Source organism: Streptomyces sp. NPDC001070 (genome assembly GCF_053598835.1).
This window is the reverse complement of the sequence record NZ_JBSFLB010000027.1, coordinates 21,661-46,432: the sequence shown is the minus strand read 5'-3', so window position 1 is coordinate 46,432 and position 24,772 is coordinate 21,661. Positions and strand designations below refer to the sequence as shown.

The following is a 24,772-nucleotide window of genomic DNA, read 5'->3' as shown; positions in this document are numbered from 1 at the left end:
CTTCGGGTCCCGAACTGTCGTGGGGTGGATCACGCACGCGCCGGCGGCTCCGCCGTGTGCGGCGCCGTTGCGGTTGCGGTTTCTCCCCCGCCCTCCCCCAGCCTTCGGCCGGGGGAGGGCGGATGTTCTGGACGCTGCGGCCTATGTGTGTGCGGCATGCGGGGCGGGAAAAGAAGGTGCCCGCCATGCACGTGAACATGCCAGTCCAGGACGTGCAGCCCCGGAGGCCCCGACCCCGGCCCACCACGCACGCAGCGCACACGCGGCAACTGAACGCGCCGGACACCCCCATCCCCAACGGCAACCACAGCGGCGCCGCACACGACAACGGCGCCGCATCCCCGGGTCAGGCCACCGCCTCAAGCGCGGCGCGGATGAACGCCAGGTCCCCCGGGGACGCGAGGCCCGCGTGGTAGAGGCGGAGCTCCGTCGCCCCGGCCGCCGCCGCCCGTGCCGCGTCCGCGGCCAACGTGCCGGGGCTGCCGCCCATCCCGCCCACCACGGGGAAGTTCGCCGCCAGGACGGCCCCCGCCGGCGCGTGCGGCACGCACGCCGCCACCGGGTCCACCCCGGGCAGCACGAGACCGTCCGCGTGGGCCAGAACGTCAGCGGGGTCGACGCCCACGTTGGCCCCGCACCGGTGCGCGTGCGGATCCGCGTGCAGCAGCACCTGGAACCCCGGTGCGGCGGCCGCACGGACCGCCTCCACGGCGGCCCGCTGGACGTCCCGCGCCGCAGACCCGCGCCACGCCAGCGTGAGCCCCGCGAGATCCCCGCCCAGCAGCTTCTCGACGTCCGCCCACTCCTCCGCCCCTGGTGTCCACTCCCCCGCCCACACCGGCGCGAGGGCGTCCCGCACGGCTGCCCGCACCTCGCCCGCGCCGGCGCCCAGCGCCCCGTACCCCGCCTCGCACGCGGGGCAGAAGCACAGGGACATCAGGTACTGCGCGGCCCCGGGCAGCGGCACGCCGCCGGTCTTGTCGTGGGCGTGCAGATGCGCGAAGCCGTACCAGCCGCAGGACTCCAGTTCCGTACCCCCCGTCCCGGTCCCCGGCCGCACCGCGGCCTCCGCGGCCAACGTGACCAGGTAGTCGCGCACTTCCGGCTGGGCGATGCACGGCGCCCACGGGTAGCGGTCGCCGTAGGCGTTGCGCACGCTCACCCGGGGATGCTCGTCCCCGATGCGGGAGTTGTGGGCCAGGACGACCCAGGAGTGGACGGCGAGTCCGGCCGCCCGCAGGGCCGCGGCGGCCTCGCCGTACGCGTCGGCGGCACCGGCCCAGTCCTGGGTGTACGGTCGCAGGGCGCGCCCCGCCCAGCGCCGGTCGTCGGGCGGGTAGAGCACGGCCGCGTGGCGCGCGGTGACCACCCGGTGCGCGGGATGGTGCGGGGTGAGCGCCCGGGTGGAGTGGTAGGCGGAGGCGAGGGTGACCTGCCGGACGCCGAGACCGGCGATACGGTCCGCCGCGCCCGGGTCGCCGATGACATCCCACGGGTAGACGAAGGTGGAGGCTCTCAACGCGGCTCCTGGGGGTGGGGGTTGACGCGGGCCACCGTACGTCAGTCCTCGCCGAGCAGGGCGAGTCCGCGGTCGACGAGTTCGGCGAGTTCCTTGATGTGCCCGGCCGAGGGCTCGGACAGCGGCGGGCGTACCTCGCCGACGTCCAGTCCGCGCAGCCGGACGCCGGCCTTGACCAGGGAGACCGCGTAGCCGCGGCCCTGCCGGCGCAGTTCGACCAGGGGCCGGTAGAAGCCGTCGAGGAGGGTGTTGACGGTGGTGTCGTCGCCGGTGGTGAGGGCGCGGTGGAAGGCGAGGGCGATCTCGGGCGCGAAGCAGAAGACGGCGGAGGAGTAGAGCGTGACGCCGATGCCGCGGTAGGCGAGGCCGGTGAGTTCGGCGGTGGGGAGGCCGTTGAAGTAGCGGAAGTCGCGGTCGGGCACGGAGCTGCGGACGGCGCTGATGATGCGCTGCATCAGGTCGAGGTCGCCGACGCCGTCCTTGAGGCCGATGATGCGGGGGATGCGGGCGAGTTCGGCGACGGTTTCGGGGGTGAACACGGCGTTGTCGCGCTGGTAGACGATGACGTCGAGCGAGGTGCCATCGGCGAGGGCCGCGTAGTGCCGCAGCAGTCCGGCCTGGTCGGCGACGACGAGGTAGGGCGGCATCGCGAGCAGCCCGTCGGCGCCCGCCTCTTCGGCGAGGTGCGCGAACTGCAGGGCCAGGGCGGTGCCGTAGCCCGCGCCCGCGACGACCGGGACCCGGCCCGCGGACTCCTCGACCGCCGCGGCGACGCAGGCGCGGAACTCCTCGGGTGTCAGCGCGTGGAACTCCCCGGTGCCGCAGCAGGCGAAGACCGCTCCGGCCCCCGCCTCGATCCCGCGGCGGACGTGCGCGCGGAAGACGTCCAGGTCGACGGCGCCGTCCGGGCCGAAGGGCGTCACGGGGAAGAACAGCAGGCCGTCGAGGCGCGCGGAGAGTGAGGCGGCATCGGTCATCGGGTTCTCCCTGAAGACTGGCGGCTGTGCGCTCATCTGATCGATGTCCATATTCATGAACGCAATCACGCTAAAGCAGCACAGGAGGAAGGGTCAAGGAAGACAGCCGCAGGTGGGGGAGTCTTGACGCTTGGGCAGGCACTCCCTAGCGTGTCCACACATATGAATCATGTCCATGAACATGGACATACGATCGAGGAGACCCGCGCATGCCCGCTCCCCGCACCGTCCTGCTCACCGGCGCCGCAGGCGGCCTGGGCACCCTGATGCGCGAGCTGCTGCCGGCGTACGGCTACGAGCTGCGCCTCCTCGACATGCTGCCGGTCGAGGGCGCCCCGGACGCGATCACCGCCGATCTGGCGGACCGCGCCGCCCTGCGCGAGGCCGTGCGCGGGGTCGACGCGATCATCCACCTCGCGGGCATCTCCCTGGAAGCCCCCTTCGAGAAGATCCTGCGCGCCAACATCGAGGGCACCTACCACCTCTACGAGGCCGCCCGCGAGGAGGGCGTGCCGCGGATCGTCTTCGCCTCCAGCAACCACGCGGTGGGCTTCACCCCGCGCCCGGTCGGGGACGACCCGCTCATCCCGATCGACACCCCGCGCCGCCCCGACACCTTCTACGGCCTGTCCAAGTGCTTCGGCGAGGACCTCGCCCAGCTCTACTGGGACCTGCACGGCCTGGAGACCGTCTCGATCCGCATCGGCTCCTGTTTCCGCGAGCCGACGTCGGTGCGCATGCTCTCGGTCTGGATGAGCCCCGAGGACTGCGCGCGGCTGCTCCACGCGGCGCTCACCGCCGAGGAGGTGCGGCACACCGTGGTCTACGGCAGCTCCGCCAACACCCGGCTGTGGTGGGACCTGTCCTCCGCGCGGGCGCTGGGCTACGAGCCGCAGGACGACTCCGAGCCCTTCGCGGCCGAGCTCGTCGCCGAGCAGGGCGAGCTCGACCCCGGCAACCCGGACCACGCCCACCTCGGCGGCCACTTCACCACGCACCCGCCCATCTGGCCCCACTGACCGGCGGCGGCCGTCAGCGGCCGCGTTCGGCGCCGCCGTTGACCTGGTGGATCTGGGCGGTGATGTGGGCGGCGCCCGGAGAGGCGAGCCAGTGGGCGAGCGAGGCGACGTCCTCGGGCACACCGACCCGGCCGTTCAGGGTCTGCCCGACGAGGACCGCGCGCCGCTCCTGCGTCATGCGCCCGCCGAAGAACTCGGTGTCGTCGATGAAACCGGGCGCGATGACGTTGACCGTGATGCCGCGCCCGCCCAGGTCCGCCGCCAGGTCGTAGGCGTACGGGTGCAGGGCCGCCTTGGCGGCGCCGTACGAACCGGAGCCGCCGCCCCGGACGGCCGCGATGGAGCTGAGCAGCAGCACCCGTCCGCCGTCGGCCAGCAGATCGCGCACGGCCTCGGTGAGCAGCACGGCGGTCAGGACGTTCGACCGGAAGTTGCCCGTCCACACCTCCGCGAGCGACAGGTCGCCGCCGCCGAGCGCGACGTTGCCGCCCGCGTTGTTGACGAGTACGTCCACCCGCCCGAAGCGCTCTGCGAGCAGATCGCGGACCCCGGCCGCCTCCGCCTCGTCCGTCAGGTCCGCCGGGACGGCCAGGGCCGCGCCCGCGCCCAGCCGGGCCACGGCCTCGTCCAGGACGTCCTTGCGCCGCCCGATCAGCACGACCCGGTCCCCGTCGCGGACGAAGGCCTCCGCCACGGCCAGGCCGATCCCCGTACCGCCGCCGCTGATGACCACGATGCGTGACACGTCAAAACCCCGTTCAGTAATGGAACCGTAAACCCGGAACGATCGTTAAGCGGGACATGACCGCAATGACACCCGGCTCGAACATCCCGCTCTCCGCGGCGCGCGTGGCAGTGGAGGTATCCGCGCCCGTGCGGCTGGATGTGTCGGGCCTGCTGATCGCCGCCAACGGCAAGGTGCGCTCCGACGACGACTTCGTCTTCTACAACCAGCCCACGGGACCGGGTGTGACGTACCGGTCCGGCGGTGGCACCGCCCCCGATGCGATCACGGTGGACACCGTAGCCGTCCCGGCGGACATCGAGAAGATCGTCGTGACGGCGAGTCCCGACGCCCCGGGGGCGACCTTCGCCGGCACGGAGCCGACGGCGACGGTCCGGGACGCCGACAGCGGCAGCGTCATCGCGACCTTCACCCCGCCCGCCCTGAGCACGGAGACCGCCCTCGTCGTCGTCGAGATCTACCGCCGCGCCGGCGTCTGGAAGGCCCGTGCGGTCGGCCAGGGGTACGCCAACGGGCTGGCGGGCATCGCCACCGACTTCGGTGTGTCCGTCGACGAGCCCGCGGCCGCCGTCCCGCAGGCACCGCCCCAGGCGCCGCCCATGGCGCCCCCGCCGCCCGCTCCGCCGGTCGCCGTGGCGCCCTCGCCGCCCGCTCCCCCGGCCCCGCCCGCGCCGCCCGCACCCCCGGCCGGCACCGGCAAGATCAACCTGGACAAGGGCCGGGTGAACCTCCAGAAGAACCAGACGGTCTCCCTGGTCAAGGGCGGCAAGCCGCTGCTGGCCTCGGTCCGCATGGGCCTCGGCTGGGAGCCCGCGTACCGCGGCAAGGACATCGACCTGGACGCCTCGGTCATCGCGTACGGACCGCAGCGCAATCACATCGAGTCCTGCTACTTCGGCCGGCTCACGATCCTGAACGGCGCGATCCAGCACTCCGGTGACAACCTCACCGGTGAGGGCGCGGGCGACGACGAGGCCATCACCGTCCACCTCGGCGGCCTGCCGCCCGAGGTCACCGGCCTGGTCTTCACGGTGAACTCCTTCTCCGGCCAGAAGTTCAACCAGGTGGCCAAGGCCTACTGCCGGCTGCTCGACGGCATGACGGGAGAGGAGCTGGTCCGCTTCGACCTCACCGGCGCCGAACCGCGCACGGGCGTGATGATGGCGAAGCTGATCCGCCAGTTCTCCGGCGAGTGGGAGATGACGGCGATGGGCGAGTTCGTCGACTCCCGCACCGTCAAGGGCATGGTCAAGCCCGCCGCGCAGGCGCTCTGAACGCACGGGCGTCCGGTGTTCCGTGCGGGGCACGGAACGCCGGACGCCCCTCGGGCGGTCGGGCCTCAGCAGGCGCCGCCGTGGCCCTGACGGCGCCAGGGGCCGGTGATGGCCAGCATGATGCCCGGCTCCTGGATGTTGGCGAAGAGCGTCCTGCCGTCGGGCGAGAAGGTCACACCGGTGAACTCGCTGTACTCCGGCTCCTCCTCGGTGCCGATGTTCAGCTCGTTGCGGGCGATCGGGTAGGTGCGGCCGTCGCCGAGCGCGCCGAACAGGTGCTGGACGCCGGCGCCGTCCTCGGCGATGACCAGACCGCCGTAGGGGGAGACGGTGATGTTGTCCGGGCCGTCGAAGGCGCCGTCGACAGACGGGTCGGCGTTGACGCCCAGCAGGACCTTGAGGGTCAGGGTGCGGCGCTTGGGGTCGTAGAACCACACGGCGCCGTCGTGCGCGGTGCCCGGGCTCTCCTCGCGGGCGTAGGAGGAGACGACGTACACGCCGCCGTCACCCCACCACATGCCCTCCAGCTTGCGGGCGCGGGTGACCTCGCCGGCCGCGAACTGCTTGCGGACGGAGGTCGTCCTGGCGTCGCGGTCCGGGACGTCCACCCAGTCCACGCCGTAGACCGTGCCGATCTTCGTGGCGCGGGACAGGTCGTCGACGAACTTGCCGCCGGAGTCGAAGCACTTGAAGGCCTGCAGCACGCCCGCGTTCTCGGGGAGGTCGCGCAGCTTGCCGCGGCCGTGGTGGAAGCCGGCCGGCGGGGTCCAGCGGAAGAACAGGCCGTTGGGGTTGGAGGCGTCCTCGGTCAGGAAGAGGTTGCCGCGCTTGGGGTCGACGACGACGGCCTCGTGCGCGTAGCGGCCCAGGGCCTTGATCGGCTTGGGGTCGCGGTTGGCCTTGCGGTCGTAGGGGTCGACCTCGAAGACGTAGCCGTGGTCCTTCAGGAAGCCGTTCTTGCCGGCCTTGTCCTCGGTCTCCTCGCAGGTCAGCCAGGTGCCCCAGGGGGTGCGGCCGCCCGCGCAGTTGGTGGCGGTACCGGCGACGCCGACCCACTCCGCGACGTGCCCGCCGTGCTTGGCGACCTCGACGATGGTCACGCCGCCGGCCGCGCCGGAGTCGTAGACCAGGCCCTCGGTCAGCGGCACCGGGTGCGGCCAGTCGGCGCGGGCGCCGGCCAGCTCGTGGTTGTTGGCGAGCAGCGTGGCACCGCGCAGCCCCTCGAAGGTGGCGGTGCCGTCGTGGTTGGAGGGCGTGGACTCGCCGGACTCCAGCGTGGTGACGCCGGTCCTGGTGATGACGCGGTACGAGAAGCCCTCGGGCAGGGCGAGGATGCCCTCGGGGTCCGGGATCAGCTCACCGTAGCCGAGCTGGCCGTGGTGCCGGGACGCGCCGGCCGCCTCGGCGGTGGCCGGGGCCTCGGCGGCGAGGGCGCCCGGTGCGGTCGCGAGGACGTCGACGGTTCCGGCCAGCGCGACGCCGGCACCGGTGACGGCCGTGCGCTTGGCGAAGTCTCTGCGGGTGAGCGACATCGTTCTCTCCTGGGGCCACAAGGGCACTGCTCTGCCGCAGTCACGCTGCCGCCCGACGGCGAACAAGAGTTGAACTGAGCGCGTCGTTCCGCCGCCGATTCCCCGAGACATTCGGGCCCCGCCCGCGGGCCGCCGGCGGTCAGGGCGCCGCGGGTCCCGCCGAGCGGGCCTTGAACGCGGCCTTGCGCGCCTCCTTGGCCAGCCGCTTGTCGGGGTGGAGGCGACCCATCGCCTCCAGGACGTCGGCGGTGGCCGGGTGGTCCACCCGCCAGGCGGCGGCGAAGAATCCGTCGTGCCGGGCGACGAGGTCGGTGACCAGCTCGCGCAGCAACTCCGGGTCGTCGTCGGCGTCGAGCTGGGCGGCGATCGTGTCGACGGTGAGCCAGAAGATCATGTCCTCGTCGGGCGCGGGGACGTCCGGGGCCTGGCGCTCGGTCAGCCACACACGGGCCAGGCCGCCGAGCTGGCGGTCGGCCAGCACCTCGCGCAGGGCCGGCTCGGCCTCGTCACCGAGCAGGCTCAGGGTCTGCTGGGCGACCAGCCGCCGGCCGGGCGCGTTGCGGTCCTCGCCGCGCGCCGCATCCAGCAGTTCGCGGGCCGCCTCGTACGGCTTGCGGTTGCCGAGCCACGCGTCGGCCTCGCGGCGGGCGATCTGGTCCGGGTACTCGAACAGCGCCTCCAGGAGGACGGCGGCGGGCTGCCCGGCCAGGTCACCGGCGGCCGGGGCGTGCATGCCGGCGTCGATCATCCGGGACCGCACGCCGTAGACGCCCAGCGGGGTCAGCCGCACCAGTCCGTAGCGGGACACCTCCTCGGGCCCGATCTCCTGCGGGAGGGCCGCGGCGCTCTCGACGGGCCCGGCGTCCTCGGACTCCGCCTCCTCGATCAGCGCCTCGTCGAGCGGCTGGTACTCCAGCAGTCCGGTCGTCGTGAGCAGCCGGAAGTGGTCGTCGAGGCGCATCATCACCTCGGTGACGTCCTCCAGCAGGGCGTCGCTCGGCTCCTCCACGTCCTCGGGGACGACGAGGGAGGCCGCGAGCACCGGCAGCGGCACGGCGTCCTTGGCGTCGCCGGTGCCGGAGTCCTCCATGGCGGTGAAGAGATAGAGGTTGGCGAGGGCGCCGTCGAGGAACTCGGCCTCCTCCTCCGGGTCCCAGTCCAGGGTGCTCAGATCGACCTCGCCGTCCGGGCCCAGCTCCTCCATCAGGCCGTCGAGGTCGGGGGTCGCGGCCTCGGCGAGGGCCGTGTCCACCGCGGCGAGCCACAGCTCCAGTACGTCGCGCGGCTCGCCCTGCTCCAGCCGCCGCAGGGCCTCACCGGGCACGGCGCGTCCCGCGGGCTCGTCCAGGGCCACGCTCCCGGCGCCGGGCTCCTCGTCCGCGTCCGCCTCGTCCTCGCCGGGCTCCTCGATGTCGAGGTCGACCAGGCCCGCGTCCACGGCGACACCCCACGCCTGCGCCGTCTCGGCCGCGCCGTCCGGCTGCCCTTCCAGGTCCAGCTCGCGGACCGCGCGCGTGGCGTCCTCCGCGGTCAGCTCTCCCATCGCGTCCACGGTCACGTGCGGCGCGGACCAGCGGGCCAGTCGTACCGCGCGGTCGAGGAGCGGTACGGCGAGTGCGAGCCGCGCCAGCTCCTCCTCGGGCAGCAGCCTCACCGGCGGCAGGTCGAGGCGGTCAGCGGCCATGGCGGGGTCTCCTATACAGCTGTATGCGGGGGGCGCGTGAACGCGCAGCACCAGCCTAGACGCGTCCGCGCCCGACGGGCGCGCTTCGGCCTACCGTCACCCGCCGTTACCGCAACTGACCCGCGCCGTGTCGGCATTGACGGTGGCGCACCGGTTTCCGTGGTGCGAACAGCGGTCGCACCCGTCAGCGGCGTCACTCCCGTCCCACTACCGGGACCGGCACCCGGAGTGCGCGCTCCCCGGGGCACGCGCCCCAGGGACGCACCGGTGCTCGACGGAGCGCGCGACAGCCTCCCGCGCGCTCCCGTAAGGGCGCAGCCGGGGCTCGCGGGGCGCGATCCCCCTCATGCCGACCCGCGGAACGGGGCCGGCAGAAGGAGCGCCCGGGCCCCTCCGCGGACACGGCGTCCCGCGGCCGGGCCGACGAACGGCGCGGCGCGGTCCCCCGGTCCGCGGATCACCGGGGCAGGACCGGATCCTCGCGGCGACCACGGACCCATGTCAGCGCCGGCTGCCGCTCACGGGCCCACCGCCTCGGCCACGGCGCCGAGTCCGTCCACGCGGTCACCGCCGTCGCCGTCCGCTTCAGGCGGCGGAGAGGAAGTCCTCCAGGGCCTCCAGCCAGGCGCGGGGCTGGTCGATGTGGGCCATGTGCCCCGCTTCCTCGATGACCGCCGCCCGCGCGGCCGGGATCAGCCGCAGGGTCGGCTCGACGAGGCCGACCGGGAAGGTCATGTCCTGCCGTCCGTGCAGGAGGAGCACCGGGATCCCGAGCGCCGCGAGCCGCTCGGGGTCGTCGGGGCGACGGGGACTCGGCAACGTACCGGCCTCCCAGGGGCGCAGCCATTCCGCGGTGAAGCGGACGCCGCGGAGGATGTCGAGGTAGCCGGGGAGGGCGTCTCCGCGCCACACGTTGGCCGGGGCGGAGGCCAGTGCCGCGGCGCGGGTGAGTGCCGCTCCTGACAGCGAGGGGTCGGACCACACGGTGGCCTCCGCCGCCATCCGTTCCTCGCGCTCCCGCCAGCCGTCGAAGGCGTCCGGCGGCACCGGAAGGACGCTGCTGGACGCGACCACCAGACGCCGTACGCGCCCGGGCGCGGTCAGGGCGAGGCGCTGCGCGATCAGCCCTCCGTACGAGAAGCCGAGGACGTCCGTCCGCTCGATCCCCAGCACGTCCAGCAGCCGGACGAGGTCGGCCGTGGCGGCGTCCGGGGTGTACTGGCCGTCGGCCAGCCCGCGGGTGGAGCGGCCGCAGCCGCGCAGGTCGGGCAGGACGACGCGGCGGTGCCCGGCGAGGCGTGCGAGGGGCTGGCGCAGATAGGTGTGGTCCCAGTCGGGGCCACCGTGGATCACCAGCAGCGGCTGCCCGGACGTGCGGGCGGTCCGGGCGACGAACAACTCCACCGCAGGATCGTCCGAGACAGGGACCAGGCTCTCGAGAAACACGGGGGCCAGTATGACGATCCGACAGCGTCCCTAGGATGGCCCGGTGACGACGGACACCGCGACGCCGGATCGCACCGACAACGACCCGGCCGACGCCCGTGGGGCGGCCGGCCGCACCGACTGGACGCTGCGACTGCGCCGGTTCGGCTACGGCGGACGCCCCCGTACCGACACCCGCGAGCGGCTGGTCCCGCCCTTCCCCGAGCCGGGCACCCGGACATGGCGCGCCCTGGGCCTGGGACCGGCCCGGGCACAACGCGCCGCCCGGGCCATGGGCTGGCTGGGGCCCGTCCTGGTCGCCGTCCTCGCCGGGGTCCTGCGCTTCGTGCACCTCGGCAGTCCGCGCGCCGTCGTCTTCGACGAGACGTTCTACGCCAAGGACGCCTGGTCCATGCTGCGCCTCGGCTACGAGGGCACCTGGCCGGACCGCAAGATCGCCGACCCGCAGATCCTGGCGCACCCTCAGGTGATCCCCCTCTCCGGCACCGGCGACTTCGTGGCGCACCCTCCGCTGGGCAAGTGGGTCATCGCCCTCGGCGAGTGGACGTTCGGCCTGAACCCGGTCGGCTGGCGCTTCATGACCGCCGTGCTGGGCACGCTGTCGGTGCTGATGCTGTGCCGCATCGGCCGCCGGCTGTTCCGTTCCACGGCGCTGGGCTGCCTGGCCGGGGGGCTGATGGCGGTGGACGGGCTGCACTTCGTGATGAGCCGCGTCGCCCTGCTCGACCTGATCGTCATGTTCTTCGTACTGGCGGCCTTCGGCTGCCTGCTGATCGACCGCGACCACGCGCGGGCCCGGCTGGCGGTGGCCCTCCCGGTGGACGGCGACGGCTTCGCCGGGCCCGACCGCCGTACCGGCGACCGCGCGGGAACCGGCCCACGACCCTGGCGGCTCGCGGCCGGCGCGCTCCTCGGCCTCGCCTCCGCCGTCAAGTGGAACGGCCTGTACTTCCTGGTCTTCTTCCTGGTGATGACCCTGCTCTGGGACGTCGGCGCCCGCCGCCTCGCCGGGGCACGCCATCCGTACCGGTCGGTGCTGCGCCGGGATCTCGGCTGGTCGTTCCTGTCCCTCGTCCCGGTCGCGCTGCTGACGTACCTGGTGACCTGGACCGGCTGGTTCCTCTCCGACAACGGCTACGGCCGGCACTGGGCGGACGGCCGCGGCGGCACCTGGTCGTGGATCCCGGCACCGCTGCGCAGCCTGTGGCACTACGAGTACGGGGTCTACCAGTTCAACGTGGGCCTGCACTCCCCGCACCCGTACCAGTCCAACCCCTGGAGCTGGCTGGTCCTGGGGCGTCCGGTGTCCTACTACTACGAGTCCCCCAAGCTCGGGAAGGACGGCTGCCGCGCCGCAGCCGGCTGCTCGCGGGAGATCCTCGGCCTGGGCACGCCCCTGCTGTGGTGGGCGGCCTGCTTCGCCCTCGCCTACCTGCTCTACCGCTGGGCCCTGCGCCGCGACTGGCGCGCCGGCGCCGTCCTGTGCGCGGTCGCCGCGGGCTACCTGCCGTGGTTCAACTACCAGGACCGCACGATCTTCTCCTTCTACGCGGTCGTCTTCCTCCCGTACTTGTGCCTGGCCGTCGCCATGGCCCTGGGCGCGCTCCTCGGCCCACCCGGTGCGACCGAACGCCGCCGCGTCTACGGGACGGTGGGCGCGGGGGTCCTCGTCCTGCTGATCGTCTGGAACTTCATCTACTTCTTCCCGGTCTACACCGGGCAGACGATCCCCTACGCCGACTGGCACGCCAGGATGTGGCTCGACACCTGGGTCTGACCCGCGGCGATCGCCTCGGTACCACTCCTGGGCAGTTCGTCATCAAGGGGCATCGTCTGTCGTCATCTGTAGACCGTCGTCACCCTCGCACGGCCCACGGACGGCCCAGAGCTCCGTATGAGGGCTCAGCTCCCGGCTGCCGCCAGTCGCGGGAGTCGTCTGTCCCACGGGCGCATGACAACGCACGTGCCCGTTCCCAGGCGCTGGTGGTTGTGTCCCACCAGGGGGCGGCACCTGCCCCGAGAGTTCCCGCTGGGTGTAAGTCACAACGGAGCCGGCGCTTGGAAGGAACCCGCCCGTTCGCCCGCAGTAGGCGGCTGGCCTGCACAGTCGTGTTGTCCGACGGAGCCTTGCTTGCCGACCCCGACATGCATTCGACAAGCTGCCTCGGGCCTGGAATGGCCCTCAGTGGGTCTACCAAGTGCTCGCTTCGGATGGCGAGTCGGCGGTGACCCGCCTCCTGTCGTGCTCTGTCGGCCCGTTACGATCGCGGCCCACCCGCAGACGAGGAGGTGCCGTGAACGGGGAGCACTCTGTCCAACGGGGCGAGGTCGCGCCCGGGCCATACGCGCGCGCAGCCCGTGGCTGCACAGCCGCCCTCGTCTTCGCCTGTGCCGTGCTTGTGGTGTTGATCAGCTTCGCGGGGACCATCGAGACGGAGTCGTTTCCCGGGCTGCGGGAGAACGAGGGGCCGCTGATCGTTTACATGCTGGGGTTCGCAGCCTTGGTGGCCGTCGGCGGACTGGCGCTCTCCGGATGGCGGTCCTACGCGGGATGGGCCGCTGTCGCCTGCCTCGGTGCTCTCATGGCGCTGCGGATGTGGACGCTCGCGCCCGCGCTTCACTGCTGGGCGTACGACAGCGTGGGGCGCAATGACGATGGTTAGTACGACTGCGTGAACCGGGGTGACATGCTTCCCTGAGGCCTCGGAAACGCCCGAGGGACTGTCGCACTGGTCAGCTGTGGACTCCAGGTTTCACTGCCGGAAGCCCAGGCTTCCGGGCCGGTTTACCTGGGCCTTTGCCATGCGTCGGGGCTGATGGGCGTGGACGGTCGCTGCGGAGTCCCTGCTCGACCGTTGGTGCGGCCTGCCCCGTTGTCCTGCAGTTGACCGTGACTGACTGTCCGTTCTGGCACGGATCCGGCACGCGTACGCACGGAACCGGTTTCTCCAGAGCCGCGTCCAACGGCCGGGAAGGGGGTACGGCGTGACAGGTCAGAGCAGCGCCCGGCGTCGCTGTGCGGCGGCTGTTTCGGTCCGCCCGTGGCTCGCCGCGGTAGCGGCTACGTTCTTGCTGGTCGCCGGTTGCGGCATATTGGGCGATCCGGTCAAGGAACGTTGGGCGTCCAGAACTGAGTTTTCAAGCTGTGGCGAGGTGAGCTTGCATCAGGGTGAAGAAATAGAGAAGAAGGCGGTGCGGGAGATCGCCTGCCTCCGGCGAGCCCTCACGAGCGGCGAGAGCGCAGAACTGAAGGTGACTCATCCCACCGTCGAGGGTGATCCGATTCGCGAGTACTACCGCTTGACGCCGCAAGGCAGGCTTGAGGTGTACACCGACAGTACGGACGACCGCTACTCGGACCGGAAGTGGTCGTTCACCGAGTGCTACACGCCGGAATGGTTGGCTGAGATTTCCTGCGATCAGTGACCAGGCCACCTGCTGGTCGCCGTCCCGGCTGCGCAGGTGAGCGAACCGCCGACCGGATGAATCCCGTTTGTCGTGCGTGTAGATGAGGAGTCGGCCGCGCCACCGAGCGGCGAGCAGGATCAACAGTCTCGAAAACCGTCGCGGCAGCGGTGTCACCGTGGGTTCACACCCATGCTCTCCGCAATGGCCCGCAAAGGCGAAGGCCAGAGGGGGTGCCCCAGACAGGGAGGCACCCCCTCTGACGTGTCTGCGGGGCACCGTGCCGCCTTCGGGCGGTCCCGCGCCCGCCCCGCGGACGAGGGGGTGTGTCCGGCGCCCGACCGGGTGACCCGGCCGCCATCACTGCGGAATACGCACCTTTTGCCGCCCTATGCTGACGTCACGGTGTGCCGCTCATGCTGTGGTCAGGTCGGGACCTGTGGAGGTGCACGCGGTGGAGCGCTGGCGGGCTCTGGTCATCCTCGGCATGGCTCAGTTCCTGATGGTGCTGGACACCTCGGTGATGAACGTGTCGATCAGCCAACTGGTCGAGGACTTCGACACCGAGGTCACGGCCATCCAGGCCGTCATCACGCTCTACACCCTGGTCATGGCCGCCTTCACGATCACCGGCGGGAAGCTCGGCGACATGTTCGGGCGCCGCCGTGCCTTCGCCCTCGGGCTCGTGGTGTACGGCACGGGATCCGCGCTCACCGCGCTGGCCCCGGCGCTGTGGGTGCTCACGCTCGGGTGGTCGGTGATCGAGGGCCTGGGCGCCGCCCTGGTCCTCCCGGCGCTGGCGGCCCTGGCGGCGGGGGCGTACACCGGCCGGGACCGGGCCGTGGCCTACGGGGTCATCGGCGGCCTGGCCGGAGCGGGCATCGCCGTCGGCCCTCTGCTCGGTGGATGGGTCACCACGTATCTGACATGGCGGCTGGTCTTCGCCGGCGAGGTGGTCGTCGTGGCAGCCATCCTGTGCTTCGTCCGGCTGATCGAGGATCACCCTCCCGCGGGGCCCAGGCCCCGGCTCGACACAGGCGGTACGGTCCTGTCCGCCCTCGGCCTGGCGCTGGTGGTCCTGGGCGTCCTGCAGAGCAGCTCATGGGGCTGGCTGCAGCCCCGCAACTCCCCGTTCACGGTCTTCGGGTTCTCCCCCACCCTCTTCGTCATCGCGGCGGGGGCCGTCGCGCTGGGCCTGTTCCGGGTCCGGGAGCGGCGCCAGGAGGACCGGGGGCGTGAACCGCTGGTCCGGTTCTCGCTGTTCGGCATCCCACCCCTGCGGTCGGGCCTGGCCATGCTGCTCAACCAGAACCTCATCCTGCTCGGCCTGTTCTTCGCCATCCCCCTGTACCTTCAGGTCGTCCAGGGCTTCGACGCCTTCCAGACCGGCCTGCGTCTGCTGCCGGTCTCGATCACCATGCTGGTGTCCTCCATGAGCGGTCCGTTCCTCGGCCGGATCGCCGGACCCCGCACGGTGGTACGGCTCGGCCTGCTGGTGCTGCTCGTCGCGATCCTGTGGCTGCTCGCCACCATCAAGCCCCGCATCGACGACCTGTCCTTCGCCCTGGCGATGGCCCTTCTGGGGCTCGGCATGGGCCTGCTCGCCTCCCAGCTCGGCAACGTCGTCCAGTCGTCCGTCGGGGAATCCGAACGCAGCGAGGCCGGCGGCCTCCAGTACACCGCCCAGAACCTGGGGTCCTCCCTCGGCACCGCCCTCATCGGCGCCATCCTCATCGGCGCCCTGGTGAACGCGTTCACCACCCGGATCGCCGACAATCCACTGATCTCCGACGCCGTGCGGCAGCAGACGGGCATCGCCATCGAGGCGGGCGTCAGCTTCGTCAGCACCGATCAGGTACGCGCCGCCGCCGAGAGCGCCGGAGTGCCGCAGTCCGAGGTCGACGCGATCACCGACTCCTACGCCGACGCTCAGCTCGCGGGCCTGAAGGCCGCCGTCCTCGCGGCCGCCGCCATCACGCTCGCCGGCTTCGCGTCCACTCGTCACCTGCCCACCGGCCGGCTCGCGGGCACCGCGACCCCGGACGGACCTCCGGCTGATCCGGGCCTTCACTGACGCGCTTCGAGCCGGCGAACCGCGGGCCGGGCCGGGCCGGGCCGGAGGATGACCTCGCCGGGAACGGTCAGCCCAGGATCTTCGCCTTGGCGCGCTGGAACTCCTCGTCGGTGAGATCACCCCTGGCCTTGATCTCCGACAGCTTCGCCAGTTCATCGGCCTGGCTCGCCCTCTGGGTGCCGGCCGTCTCGCGGACGTAGCTCTCGAAAGCCTGCTGCCGGGCCTGGACCTGCTGCGCTTCGCGCATGCCCATGCCCTTGCCGCGCGCCAGCAGGTACACGAAGACACCGATGAAGGGGAGGACGAGCACGAAGATGCACCATCCCGCCTTGCCCCAGCCGTTCAGGTCGTCGTCGCGGAAGATGTCCATGAGGACGCGGACCAGCAGGAAGATCCAGATGATCCACAGGAAGATCCACATCATGGTCCAGAAGGCGCCCAGAACCGGATAGTCGTAGGCCAGATACATGTGACCGCTCATCGCTGCTCCTCTTGACGCCCCCTCCCCGACCGGCTCGTCCGCGGTCACACGGCGCGCCCGGCGCCTTCGCCGCGCGGACCGCGTGACCGCCCCGCCCCTGTGGCAGGCCCCGGGCTCGGCGCCCAAGGCCTGCGTCACCGCCTGCCGCCTTCGGCCGCGGCCGGACTCACGTTTCCGTCTCGTCCATCTCGCCCGCCAGCTCGGCGAAACCGAGCGCGCGCAGAACGCTGCCCGCCGCGTCGACGACCCGTGCGCTTCCGACGATCGGCGCGATCGCCACGCAGACGGCCTTGGCGTCCTCGATCGTCAGTCCGGCTTCCTTCGCCACACTGAGGTTGGCCAGGTACGAGGCGGGTGCGGCGTCCATCGCTATGAGCGCGGCCAGCCGCACGAGGTGGTACGTGCGTTCGTCGAGACCGGAGTTCGGCAGGGTTTCGATGGTCATACGGGCGATCTGCTCGAAGACCGGGAACTCGCCGTGAGCTATGGCACCTAGGGTGCGCTCGGGGGCTTCTGCTGTCATGATCGGCGACCCTTCTCACTGAGTGTGTTCTGGGACTCGCATGCACCAGTCGGTGGAGCTGTGCGCCATGAGGCCGGGTACCCGATACGCCCAATGTGGTAATTCCTCCATAATTAGCCCATAAACACCTCGCGGCGTACTTTGATCGAACCCCTGCCGCGCGGAGTCCTGTCCGCCTTCAGGGGTGCGCGGGCAGCCCCCGGGAGTCACGTTCAGTCACCGACGCACTGCGAGCCGACCGCCCCGCGTCCGGGGTCGCGCCCGCGCGCGCCCCGGCGGCCCGGCGCTCCCCCGCTCCGTCGCGCCGCCCCTCCCCCGCTAGGCTCCGGGCATGACCGCTGCCGTGCACATCCCGGAGTACGCGGAGGAGTGCGAACTCGTCGCAGGCGAGGACCTCGCGCGGGACCCCGCCTTCTGGCTCGCGCACCTGCTGCTGACGATGGGCGACCCGGGCGAGGAGGCCGCGCGGTACGGCGTGGACGAGTCCGCCTACGAGGAGATGGTGGACCGCCTCAGCGACCCCGAGCAGCCCTGGCCGGTGCTGAGGATCCCCTTCGACGGCGGGCACACGGCGTACGTCGCCTACGCCAACTTCGAGGACGCGGCCAATGTCGACTTCTTCGTCCGTCACCCCTCCTGGGGGCGGCTCGGCTTCCTCGGGCAGTGCGGCGTCGACGAGGCAGGTCCCGGGCTGTCCTGGGCCGAGCTCACCACTCTCGCCGAGAGCAGGCAGGACGACGCCGAGGGACTGACCGACCCGGCGCAGCGTCTGCTGCTCCTGCTGCCCATGCTCGGCGACGCCGGCATGCCGGCCGAGGCATGCGGCGTCGTGGCGGAGGCCCTGTCGCGCTGCGGTCTGTCCCCCGATGCAGCGGGCGCGTTGGCCGCGTCCCTGCTGGGCGGGCACGACCCGTCCGAGGAAGCCCGGTGGTCCGTCGGCGACGACAGTCCGGTCCCCGTGTGCTCGTCCCCGTACAGCCCCCGCAGGATCCCGCTCGCCCTCGGCATCACCCCCGGCCAGGCCCGGCTCCTGGCCGACGCCCTCAGCCCCTGAACTGCCGCGGCGCCGGTCGGGAAGAGCCCTCCGCGGGGGCCGTGCCGGGCGTCGCCGTCGCCGCTACAACAGGCCCAGGTCGCCCAGTTCCTTGTGCAGGTCGGCACGCGGATTGTCCGCCGGCACCGGGAGGTTGCCGCGAGCGGCCGGTCCGGAGCCGCCCCCGGAGCGGGAGGCTGCGCCGCCCTTGGGCCGCCGGTCCCGGAAGAGCCAGGCCCCGACCAGGCCGCCGATCAGCCCTCCGAGGTGCCCCAGCCAGCTCACCCCCGGCGTCCCGGGCACGGCCACGGTGAGCATGTAGGCGAAGGAGGCCGCCATCACGATGCCGATCAGCGTGTCGATCAGGTGCCGGTCGAAGAGCCCGCGCACCACGACGTAGCCGAAGTACCCGAAGATCAGGCCGCTCGCGCCGACCGTCTCCACGCTGCCCCGCTCGAGGAACCACACCGCGAGCCCGCTGCTCACCGCGACGAGCAGGCTCAGTGCGAGGAAACGGCCCACCCCTCGATAGGCGGCGAGGAACCCGAAGACGAACAGCGGCCCCGAGTTGCTCTCGATGTGCTCCCAACTCCAGTGCAGGAAGGGCGCGGTGAGGACGTCGGGCAGGGTCCCGACGTCGCCGGACACCAGGCCGTAGTCCCGCGAGAGCGCGTAGTGGCCCGCGTAGTTGGCCAGTTGCAGCACCCAGACGACCATCAGGAACCCGAACATCACGAAGAACGCCTTCCGCGCCTCCGCGATCATCTCCTCGGGAGCCGCCGCCCCCGCACCGCCGCGCTCCCGATCCCCACCCGAACCAGCCATGACACGCTCCTTCCCCGACGGATCCCCGTCCCCACCCCTGCGAAGCCCCGCGCACCCCAGGGGACACCCGTTCGTCCCGGTCGCGCATCACATGGTGCCCCAGGCGGCCCCGGCGCCCCAAGCCGCTCCTCCCCTCGGTGTCCGCACCCGCCGCGCGGAGACCGGTGCCGCGGAAACGGCGCCGACCGCCGGTGGCCGGGATACCATGCCCGCCGGTCCAGGTCGCGCTGTCCGGAGGTGTGCCATGGCACGTGCCGTCTTCCCCGAGGCCCCCGTCCCGTCCGGCGGACTGGGTCGCGCGCTGGGGCCGTTCGGGACGTCGACGATGCTGCCCGGCGAGGCGTACACGTCGGCCGCCGTGCTCGACTGGGAGCGGCGGCACCTCTTCGCCGGCACGTGGTGCTGCCTCGGCCGCGCCGACGAACTGTTCACGGGGCCCGACGGGGCCGCCGTCACCCAACGTGCCCTGGTCGTGGGCGACGTCCCGGTCCTGCTGACGCGCCCGGGAGACGGCGGCGCCGTCCGCGCCTTCGCGAACACCTGCAGGCACCGCGGGCACGAACTCCTGCCCGAGGGCGGGGTGGGCAGCCGGGGGATCGTCCCGTGTCCGTACCACGCGTGGGCGTACGGCCTGGACGGCGCGCTGCGCAGGGCGCCCGGCTTCCAGGACGTGCCCTCCTTCGAACGGCGGGACCACGGTCTGGTCGAACTGCCCGCCGTCGAGTGGCACGGCTGGATCATGGCGAACGCGACCGGTGGCGCGGCGCCGTTCGCCGAGCACCTCGGCGACATGGGGCCGCTCGTCGCGCCGTACGCCCCGGAGCGGCTGAGGCCCGCCCAGCGGCACGAGTACACGGTGCGCGCGAACTGGAAGGTGATCGTCGAGAACTACCACGAGTGTTACCACTGCCCCCTGATCCACCCCGAGCTGTGCGCGGTGTCCCCGCCCACCAGCGGCGACAACTACGTGCTCCCCGGCGCCTGGGTGGGCGGCGCCATGGATCTGCGCGACGGCGCGGAGACGATGTCGCTGACGGGCGAGTCCCGGGGGGCCTTCATCGACGGGGCCGACCGGCGCCGGGTGCTCTACCTCGGGCTGTTCCCGAACCTGCTGCTCTCCCTCCATCCCGATTACGTGATGACCCACCTGCTCGTCCCGCAGGCGCCGGACCGCACCCGGGTCACCTGCTCGTGGTACGTCCCCGAGGGCGTGGCCGACGCCTCGTACGCGGTGGAGTTCTGGGACCGCACGAACCGGCAGGACTGGGCCGCCTGCGAGTCCGTACAGCGCGGCCTGACCTCACCGCACTTCCGCCCGGGCCCCTTCGCCCCCAACGAGGACGCGGTGCACCGCTGGGTCACGATGGTGGGCCGCGCCTACCGCGGCACGCCCCCGTGGGAGCCGCTGGACCCGGCGTAGGGAGACCGGGGCGGGCAGGGCGAACCCGCGCCGGCGCACATCACCAAGGTCGCCGCCACGGCCCCGAGGACGAAACGGCGCACCAGACTCCGCACAGCAGGTCCCCCGCACATCGACACAGGGGGCGTCGGCCCCCTCACCCCGAATCTCGCGGCGGTCACCATAGCAGCCGACCGGAGTAGCCAACTGGCCACGTCCAGAAGGCGGTGACCGCAACGTTGACGAACGACGGCGGTTCGGCCGCCTCGCGGCTGCCTCGCCCACCTGGGGCCGCAGGCGGTCAGTTGCGGCTGTTCTGAATCGCGTCCAGGAGCACGAACGCTTGGAAGTGCCGGAGGGTGTGCATGCCGTGCTGGTTGCCGCGGACCGCGTCGGCTTGCCTTTGCCGGGCCGCATGCGATTCCCGAACACACCATCCCGCGACCGCCCCCTCGGATCCTGGTTGCGACGGAGGCCCGGAACGGGTCCGCGCCGGTCGTGGCTTGCCCATGCTCGTGTCTGCGGTCGGGATCACCGGCAGTCGATCGCTACACAAGCCGCCACGGCTGGATCTTCGAAGGAGGCATGACATGACGAACCCGGAAAACAGCGACAACGACCGCCAGGGACTCAGCCACTACCCCTGGTGGCTGAGTCCCTGGCGGTCGACGTCACCATGGAGGGCGCCGCCATGAACGGCACCGCGCGTGGCGCGGAGGCGGTTCGCTCCATCGTGGTCAAGGCCCGCGAACTGTACGAGTTCCAGGACTTCAGCTTCACCGGGGACTTCGGCGACAACGGCTTCCTCGAGATCTACGACGCCTCGGTCCTCGGCGAGCCCATGAAGGTCGTCGTCACGGTCACCCGCAACGCCGCCGGACAGGCCCAGGAACTCGCGGTGCTCCATCGGCCGCGCAACACGCTGCTGCTCTTCTCCCGCGAGATGAACGAGAAGTTCGCCGGTACCCCCCTCGCCGAGCACTTCCTCGCCGACGAGTCCTGACACGGCGGTCCCCCCGGGGGCAAGCCTCACGCCCAGCCCGTCGCGCAGAAGTCGCAGGGATCGATCCCCATCATTTGGTTGATCGCCTGCGCCTCGATCACGGCGACCAGCTTGTCGCGGGGAGTCACGGCCAAACCGAGGCACACCGCAGGTCAGGGTCCGCCCAGCTCAAGCGCGACGCGCAGCCTCACCCTTCCGAACCGGCTACGTGGCTAGCCATAAATCGGCGTGCATGTCCCGACGAGAGTGGATGTACTTCCCTCATGGTCAACTACCGCCAAGAACACACCGCGGACTGGCTGCAGCACTTTGCCCACCGTGGTTACGTCGCCGCCCGGCCTCTGGCCGCTGGTGTCGAGGGCGCCGTCTACTGGCTCGGCGAGGGCGTGATCGCCAAGGTGTGGAGCGGACGGACACCAATGCACCTGGATCTCACCCGCCGGGTCTATGCGGACATCGCTCGCCACCAGCTGCCCTTCGCCACACCGGAGATCCTCGACGTCGAGAAGCGCGAGGGCATCCTCGTCACGTATGAGCGTGAGCTGACCGGGGCGCCACCCCGTCCCGATTCCGTAGTCTCCCCGCCGGAACGCGGTCTGACCGCTCTTGAAACAGACGCTCTCCTAACGGTCCTTCGCGGCCTCTCCACTGTCCCGGGCACGGAGGCCATGCGGTGCCTCACGGTGCAGGGCGACGACCGCCCGTTGTGGCAGGGGTACACACGTTTTCCGGACGCACTCGCTGGCCTCGTCGAGCGTGCCACCCAACGCCATGACGAGTTGCTCGCCGACCATGTTCCCGGTCTCTCCGCCAAGGTTGAATGGGCTATTCGGGCCCTCAGAGCGCTTCCCGATACCGCTGTCACCGTCATCCACGGGGACCTCGTGCCACCCAACATCCATGTCGATGAGGCAGGTCGCCCCACCGCCGTCCTCGACTTCGGTTTCTTCACCACCGCCGGCGACCCCGCCTTCGAGGCGGCCGTCACCGCTGCCATCTGGGACATGTACGGGCCTCACGCAGAACACCACGCTGCTACTCTCACACGCCTGTTCTCCGCCGAACTCCACCACAATCCGGAGACCCTGGCTCTCTACCAGGCCGCGTATGCCATGACCACCTACGATCTGTTCGCCTCGGACGGTAGTGACGGCCACTTCCACTGGTGCGCCGCACTCCTCAACCGCCATTCATCACCTCGATGATGAGCGCTACTTGGGAGCCGGCTGACATCCAAGTCGGACATCGACGACGGCAGACGACCGCATATCTCAACAGCCTCCAACGACCTGGCCAGATCATGCTGAACACGCCCTTTCAGGACCAGCACCATCCCGGGATCGAACGTGTGAGGCAGATGTCCCTCAACACACGAGCGCCCTCCCGGGCCGTCCTGGGGCCGTGGAAGGGCGCTCAACGGTGACCGACGCTGACAACTGCCAACAGCTACGCAGCAGATCAGGGCGCTGGTCGTGCAGGCCGCAGGTCGCGTCCGCCGCTGGTCAGTTGTGGCTGTGCAGGATCTCGTTCAGCCCGCCCCACGAACCCGTGCGCTGGAGGACCTCGACCGCGCCGCTGATGGAGTTGCGGCGGAAGAGGAGGTTGTTGGCGCCCGAGAGCTCCTTGGCCTTGACGATGGTCTCGTCGGGGAGGCTGACCCGGGTGCCCGCCGTGACGTAGAGGCCCGCCTCGACGACGCAGTCGTCGCCGAGCGAGATGCCGATGCCGGCCTCGGCGCCGAGGAGGCAGCGCTCGCCGATGGAGATGACGGCCTTGCCGCCCCCGGAGAGGGTGCCCATGATCGAGGCTCCGCCGCCGATGTCGGAGCCGTCGCCGACGATGACGCCCTGGCTGATGCGGCCCTCGACCATGGAGGTGCCCAGCGTGCCGGCGTTGAAGTTGCAGAAGCCCTCGTGCATCACGGTGGTGCCGGAGGCGAGGTGGGCGCCGAGGCGGACGCGGTCGGCGTCGGCGATGCGGACGCCTGCGGGGACGACGTAGTCCGTCATGCGCGGGAACTTGTCGACGCCGTACACCGCCAGGTGAAGGCCCTCGGCGCGGGCGGCGAGGCGAGCGCGCTCGATGTTGCCGACGGGGACGGGGCCGATGGAGGTCCACACCACGTTGGCCAGGAGGCCGAAGATGCCGTCCAGGTTCTGGCCGTTGGGCTTGACCAGGCGGTGGCTCAGCAGGTGCAGGCGCAGGTATGCGTCGTGCGCGTCGAGCGGCTTGTCATCGGTCGACGCGATCACGGTCCGTACGGCGACGACCTCGACCCCGCGGCGCGGGTCCGGGCCCAGGGCCCTGGGGGCGGCTTCGCCCAGCAGCTCGGCGGCCTGCTCGGCGGTCAGCCGTTCGGTCCCGGCGGGGCCGGGCGCCGCCACGAGCTCGGGCGCGGGGAACCAGGTGTCGAGGACGGTGCCGTCGTCGGCGATCGTGGCAAGGCCTGCGGCAACGGCACCGGTGGCGCGGGAGGTGGCGGTCGTTTCAGTCATGTGTCGAACGCTAGTCGCTGGGTCCCGCACTTGCCCAACCGGGCCGCCATCCGGACCGCCGCCGCCCGCCCGCCGCAGTGCCGGACACGTCCGCCGCGTCCGTCACGTCCACCACGCCCGACACGTCCGCGGTATCCGCCCCTTCCGCCGCCCCCACCCCCGCGCCGCGCCGCCTCCGCAGCGCGACCACCAGCAGGACCGCCCCGCTGAGCCCGGCCAGCACCGCGCAGACCGGCCACAGCGCGCCGGGGGCGGAGTGGTACAGGGCGCCACCGAGTGGCGGGGCGAGGACGGTGCCGCTGACGGAGGCCCCGGCGTAGAGGGACTGGAAGCGGCCCTGCAGATGGTCCGGGGCGCTGTCGGCGACATAGGCGGTGGCAGTGGTCTTGTAGAGGATCTCGCCCACCGTGAGGAGCAGCATCATCGTCACCGCCGTGGCCAGGTACGGCCCGCCCGCGAGGGCGGCGTAGCCCGCGCCGACGAGGACGAGCCCGGTGCCGATGATCGGCAGGGGCGGCCGCCGGCGGAGGGCGACGGTGGCGGGGATCTCCAGGCAGAGGATGACGCCGCCGTTGACGGCGATCAGCCAGCCGTACACGCCGGTGCCGATGCCGTGGTCGGCGAGCCAGACGGGCAGGGTGGAGTACTGCTGGCGATAGACGGTGTCCGTGACCAGGATCGCGACCAGCAGCACCACGACGGCGGGCCGGGCGCGCAGCGCCGCCCACAACCCGTGACCGCGGGCGGCGCGAACGGCACGGGCCCCGCGCGCGCCCCGGGCGGGCAGCACACGGGCGGCGTAGGCGGCGAAAAGCAGCGTGCCGAGACCGTCGGCGACGAAGAGCCAGGTGTACGAGAAGCGGGCGGCGAGGAGCGCGCCGAGCGGGGGCCCGACGGTGAAGCCCGCGTTGGACGCGAAGCGCAGCACGGCGAAGCCCTGGCGGCGGGCGCCCTCCGGCACGGAGACGGCGACGAGCGCGGAGTTGGCGGCCCGCACGGTGCCCGCCGCGTACTGCGTGAGCAGCAGGACGGGCAGCAGCGCGGCGGTCGGCAGTGCGGGCAGCAGGACGAGTCCGGCGCCGGAGAGGACGGACCCGGCGAGCAGGACGCGGCGGTGCCCGACGTGGTCGCCGAACCAGCCGCCGGTGAAGTTGCCGACGACCAGGCCCACCCCGCCCGTTCCCGCGATCAGTCCGGCCTCCGGGACGGGCAGGCCCCGTACCGCGGTCAGCCAGACGAAGAGATAGACGAACGTGAAGCTCACGACCGCGTTCGTGAAGACCCCGGCGGCCAGCAGCCAGACGACCCTGGGCACATCGCGCATGCCCGCACCCCCTC

21 protein-coding genes are annotated in these 24,772 nt (G+C 71.9%); 10 read left to right on the top strand and 11 right to left on the bottom strand.

All coding sequences use genetic code 11. From position 1 onward, the window contains the following. Positions 1 to 346 precede the first annotated feature (346 nt). Together ACWDAS_RS29375 and ACWDAS_RS29370 are read right to left on the bottom strand one after the other, a co-directional pair. Positions 347 to 1,519, bottom strand: a complete 1,173-nt coding sequence (locus ACWDAS_RS29375; protein ID WP_450396957.1) for a hypothetical protein — start codon at positions 1,517 to 1,519, stop codon at positions 347 to 349. 41 nt (positions 1,520 to 1,560) lie between these two features. Beyond that, complete coding sequence (locus ACWDAS_RS29370; protein ID WP_450396955.1) at positions 1,561 to 2,496, bottom strand: 5-dehydro-4-deoxyglucarate dehydratase; 936 nt, start codon at positions 2,494 to 2,496, stop codon at positions 1,561 to 1,563. A gap of 209 nt (positions 2,497 to 2,705) precedes the next feature. Here ACWDAS_RS29370 and ACWDAS_RS29365 point away from each other — a divergent pair, with 209 nt between their 5' ends. Beyond that, a complete protein-coding gene (locus tag ACWDAS_RS29365) occupies positions 2,706 to 3,515 on the top strand; it encodes an NAD-dependent epimerase/dehydratase family protein (protein ID WP_450396952.1) in 810 nt (269 codons plus the stop codon). 13 nt (positions 3,516 to 3,528) lie between these two features. On the opposite strand, the gene ACWDAS_RS29360 is transcribed toward ACWDAS_RS29365, so the two are convergent. Continuing rightward, on the bottom strand, positions 3,529 to 4,260 hold the full coding sequence (locus ACWDAS_RS29360; RefSeq protein ID WP_450396950.1) for an SDR family NAD(P)-dependent oxidoreductase: 732 nt from the start codon (positions 4,258 to 4,260) through the stop codon (positions 3,529 to 3,531). A 56-nt stretch (positions 4,261 to 4,316) separates the two neighbouring features. On the opposite strand from ACWDAS_RS29360, the gene ACWDAS_RS29355 reads away from it, so the two are divergent. Continuing rightward, positions 4,317 to 5,534 (top strand): TerD family protein, encoded by a 1,218-nt coding sequence (locus tag ACWDAS_RS29355; RefSeq protein WP_450396947.1) that lies wholly within the window; start codon positions 4,317 to 4,319, stop codon positions 5,532 to 5,534. Positions 5,535 to 5,599: 65 nt separating this feature from the next. On the opposite strand, the gene ACWDAS_RS29350 is transcribed toward ACWDAS_RS29355, so the two are convergent. From ACWDAS_RS29350 to ACWDAS_RS29340, 3 genes are all read right to left on the bottom strand, one after another. Then, on the bottom strand, positions 5,600 to 7,066 hold the full coding sequence (locus tag ACWDAS_RS29350; protein ID WP_450396944.1) for an alkaline phosphatase PhoX: 1,467 nt from the start codon (positions 7,064 to 7,066) through the stop codon (positions 5,600 to 5,602). A gap of 139 nt (positions 7,067 to 7,205) precedes the next feature. After that, the gene (locus ACWDAS_RS29345; protein ID WP_450396941.1) at positions 7,206 to 8,750 is read right to left on the bottom strand and encodes a hypothetical protein; all 1,545 of its coding nucleotides are present in this window, start codon (positions 8,748 to 8,750) and stop codon (positions 7,206 to 7,208) included. A 585-nt stretch (positions 8,751 to 9,335) separates the two neighbouring features. Continuing rightward, a complete protein-coding gene (locus ACWDAS_RS29340) occupies positions 9,336 to 10,196 on the bottom strand; it encodes an alpha/beta fold hydrolase (protein ID WP_450396939.1) in 861 nt (286 codons plus the stop codon). Between the two features lie 43 nt (positions 10,197 to 10,239). Between ACWDAS_RS29340 and ACWDAS_RS29335 the strand changes: the two genes are divergently transcribed. The 4 genes from ACWDAS_RS29335 (at position 10,240) to ACWDAS_RS29320 (ending at position 15,675) form a co-directional block, all read left to right on the top strand. Then, a complete protein-coding gene (locus tag ACWDAS_RS29335) occupies positions 10,240 to 11,973 on the top strand; it encodes a dolichyl-phosphate-mannose--protein mannosyltransferase (protein WP_450396936.1) in 1,734 nt (577 codons plus the stop codon). Positions 11,974 to 12,598: 625 nt separating this feature from the next. Further along, entirely contained in the window at positions 12,599 to 12,859 is a 261-nt protein-coding gene (locus ACWDAS_RS29330; RefSeq protein ID WP_450396933.1) for a hypothetical protein, read from the top strand. Positions 12,860 to 13,181: 322 nt separating this feature from the next. Next, positions 13,182 to 13,622: a hypothetical protein gene (locus tag ACWDAS_RS29325; protein ID WP_450396931.1), complete on the top strand. Its 441-nt coding sequence runs from the start codon at positions 13,182 to 13,184 to the stop codon at positions 13,620 to 13,622. A 433-nt stretch (positions 13,623 to 14,055) separates the two neighbouring features. After that, the gene (locus ACWDAS_RS29320) at positions 14,056 to 15,675 is read left to right on the top strand and encodes an MFS transporter (protein WP_450397176.1); all 1,620 of its coding nucleotides are present in this window, start codon (positions 14,056 to 14,058) and stop codon (positions 15,673 to 15,675) included. A 67-nt stretch (positions 15,676 to 15,742) separates the two neighbouring features. Here the strand turns inward: ACWDAS_RS29320 and ACWDAS_RS29315 are convergent, their stop codons facing one another. Continuing rightward, on the bottom strand, positions 15,743 to 16,156 hold the full coding sequence (locus tag ACWDAS_RS29315; RefSeq protein WP_450396928.1) for an SHOCT domain-containing protein: 414 nt from the start codon (positions 16,154 to 16,156) through the stop codon (positions 15,743 to 15,745). Positions 16,157 to 16,322: 166 nt separating this feature from the next. Further along, positions 16,323 to 16,679: a carboxymuconolactone decarboxylase family protein gene (locus ACWDAS_RS29310; RefSeq protein WP_450396925.1), complete on the bottom strand. Its 357-nt coding sequence runs from the start codon at positions 16,677 to 16,679 to the stop codon at positions 16,323 to 16,325. A gap of 331 nt (positions 16,680 to 17,010) precedes the next feature. On the opposite strand from ACWDAS_RS29310, the gene ACWDAS_RS29305 reads away from it, so the two are divergent. Beyond that, entirely contained in the window at positions 17,011 to 17,733 is a 723-nt protein-coding gene (locus ACWDAS_RS29305; RefSeq protein ID WP_450396922.1) for a hypothetical protein, read from the top strand. Positions 17,734 to 17,796: 63 nt separating this feature from the next. On the opposite strand, the gene ACWDAS_RS29300 is transcribed toward ACWDAS_RS29305, so the two are convergent. Beyond that, positions 17,797 to 18,537, bottom strand: coding sequence for a rhomboid family intramembrane serine protease (locus tag ACWDAS_RS29300; protein WP_450396919.1), 741 nt, complete (start codon positions 18,535 to 18,537; stop codon positions 17,797 to 17,799). A 244-nt stretch (positions 18,538 to 18,781) separates the two neighbouring features. On the opposite strand from ACWDAS_RS29300, the gene ACWDAS_RS29295 reads away from it, so the two are divergent. The 3 genes from ACWDAS_RS29295 to ACWDAS_RS29285 all read left to right on the top strand — a co-directional run bounded on the left by ACWDAS_RS29295 (position 18,782) and on the right by ACWDAS_RS29285 (position 22,144). Next, complete coding sequence (locus tag ACWDAS_RS29295) at positions 18,782 to 19,957, top strand: aromatic ring-hydroxylating oxygenase subunit alpha (RefSeq protein WP_450396916.1); 1,176 nt, start codon at positions 18,782 to 18,784, stop codon at positions 19,955 to 19,957. 625 nt (positions 19,958 to 20,582) lie between these two features. After that, positions 20,583 to 20,939, top strand: coding sequence for a hypothetical protein (locus ACWDAS_RS29290; RefSeq protein ID WP_450396913.1), 357 nt, complete (start codon positions 20,583 to 20,585; stop codon positions 20,937 to 20,939). A 263-nt stretch (positions 20,940 to 21,202) separates the two neighbouring features. Continuing rightward, positions 21,203 to 22,144 carry a phosphotransferase family protein gene (locus ACWDAS_RS29285; RefSeq protein ID WP_450396910.1) on the top strand — a complete coding sequence of 314 codons (942 nt, stop codon included), beginning with the start codon at positions 21,203 to 21,205 and terminating at the stop codon, positions 22,142 to 22,144. Positions 22,145 to 22,441: 297 nt separating this feature from the next. Here ACWDAS_RS29285 and dapD read toward each other — a convergent pair whose 3' ends face one another. Both dapD and ACWDAS_RS29275 read right to left on the bottom strand, forming a co-directional pair. Then, entirely contained in the window at positions 22,442 to 23,434 is a 993-nt protein-coding gene (gene dapD / locus ACWDAS_RS29280) for a 2,3,4,5-tetrahydropyridine-2,6-dicarboxylate N-succinyltransferase (protein WP_450396907.1), read from the bottom strand. A gap of 10 nt (positions 23,435 to 23,444) precedes the next feature. Next, positions 23,445 to 24,758 (bottom strand): MFS transporter, encoded by a 1,314-nt coding sequence (locus tag ACWDAS_RS29275; protein ID WP_450396904.1) that lies wholly within the window; start codon positions 24,756 to 24,758, stop codon positions 23,445 to 23,447. Between the last annotated feature and the right edge of the window lie 14 nt (positions 24,759 to 24,772).

What these genes read in the sequence shown, in the direction of transcription:
- ACWDAS_RS29370 (WP_450396955.1), bottom strand. Translation starts at nt 2,496, where the DNA reads ATGACCGATGCCGCCTCACTCTCCGCGCGCCTCGACGGCCTGCTGTTC.
- ACWDAS_RS29365 (WP_450396952.1), top strand. Translation starts at nt 2,706, where the DNA reads ATGCCCGCTCCCCGCACCGTCCTGCTCACCGGCGCCGCAGGCGGCCTG.
- ACWDAS_RS29355 (WP_450396947.1), top strand. Translation starts at nt 4,317, where the DNA reads ATGACCGCAATGACACCCGGCTCGAACATCCCGCTCTCCGCGGCGCGC.
- ACWDAS_RS29350 (WP_450396944.1), bottom strand. Translation starts at nt 7,066, where the DNA reads ATGTCGCTCACCCGCAGAGACTTCGCCAAGCGCACGGCCGTCACCGGT.
- ACWDAS_RS29345 (WP_450396941.1), bottom strand. Translation starts at nt 8,750, where the DNA reads ATGGCCGCTGACCGCCTCGACCTGCCGCCGGTGAGGCTGCTGCCCGAG.
- ACWDAS_RS29315 (WP_450396928.1), bottom strand. Translation starts at nt 16,156, where the DNA reads ATGAGCGGTCACATGTATCTGGCCTACGACTATCCGGTTCTGGGCGCC.
- ACWDAS_RS29310 (WP_450396925.1), bottom strand. Translation starts at nt 16,679, where the DNA reads ATGACAGCAGAAGCCCCCGAGCGCACCCTAGGTGCCATAGCTCACGGC.
- ACWDAS_RS29305 (WP_450396922.1), top strand. Translation starts at nt 17,011, where the DNA reads ATGACCGCTGCCGTGCACATCCCGGAGTACGCGGAGGAGTGCGAACTC.
- ACWDAS_RS29300 (WP_450396919.1), bottom strand. Translation starts at nt 18,537, where the DNA reads ATGGCTGGTTCGGGTGGGGATCGGGAGCGCGGCGGTGCGGGGGCGGCG.
- ACWDAS_RS29295 (WP_450396916.1), top strand. Translation starts at nt 18,782, where the DNA reads ATGGCACGTGCCGTCTTCCCCGAGGCCCCCGTCCCGTCCGGCGGACTG.
- ACWDAS_RS29285 (WP_450396910.1), top strand. Translation starts at nt 21,203, where the DNA reads ATGGTCAACTACCGCCAAGAACACACCGCGGACTGGCTGCAGCACTTT.
- dapD (WP_450396907.1), bottom strand. Translation starts at nt 23,434, where the DNA reads ATGACTGAAACGACCGCCACCTCCCGCGCCACCGGTGCCGTTGCCGCA.
- ACWDAS_RS29275 (WP_450396904.1), bottom strand. Translation starts at nt 24,758, where the DNA reads ATGCGCGATGTGCCCAGGGTCGTCTGGCTGCTGGCCGCCGGGGTCTTC.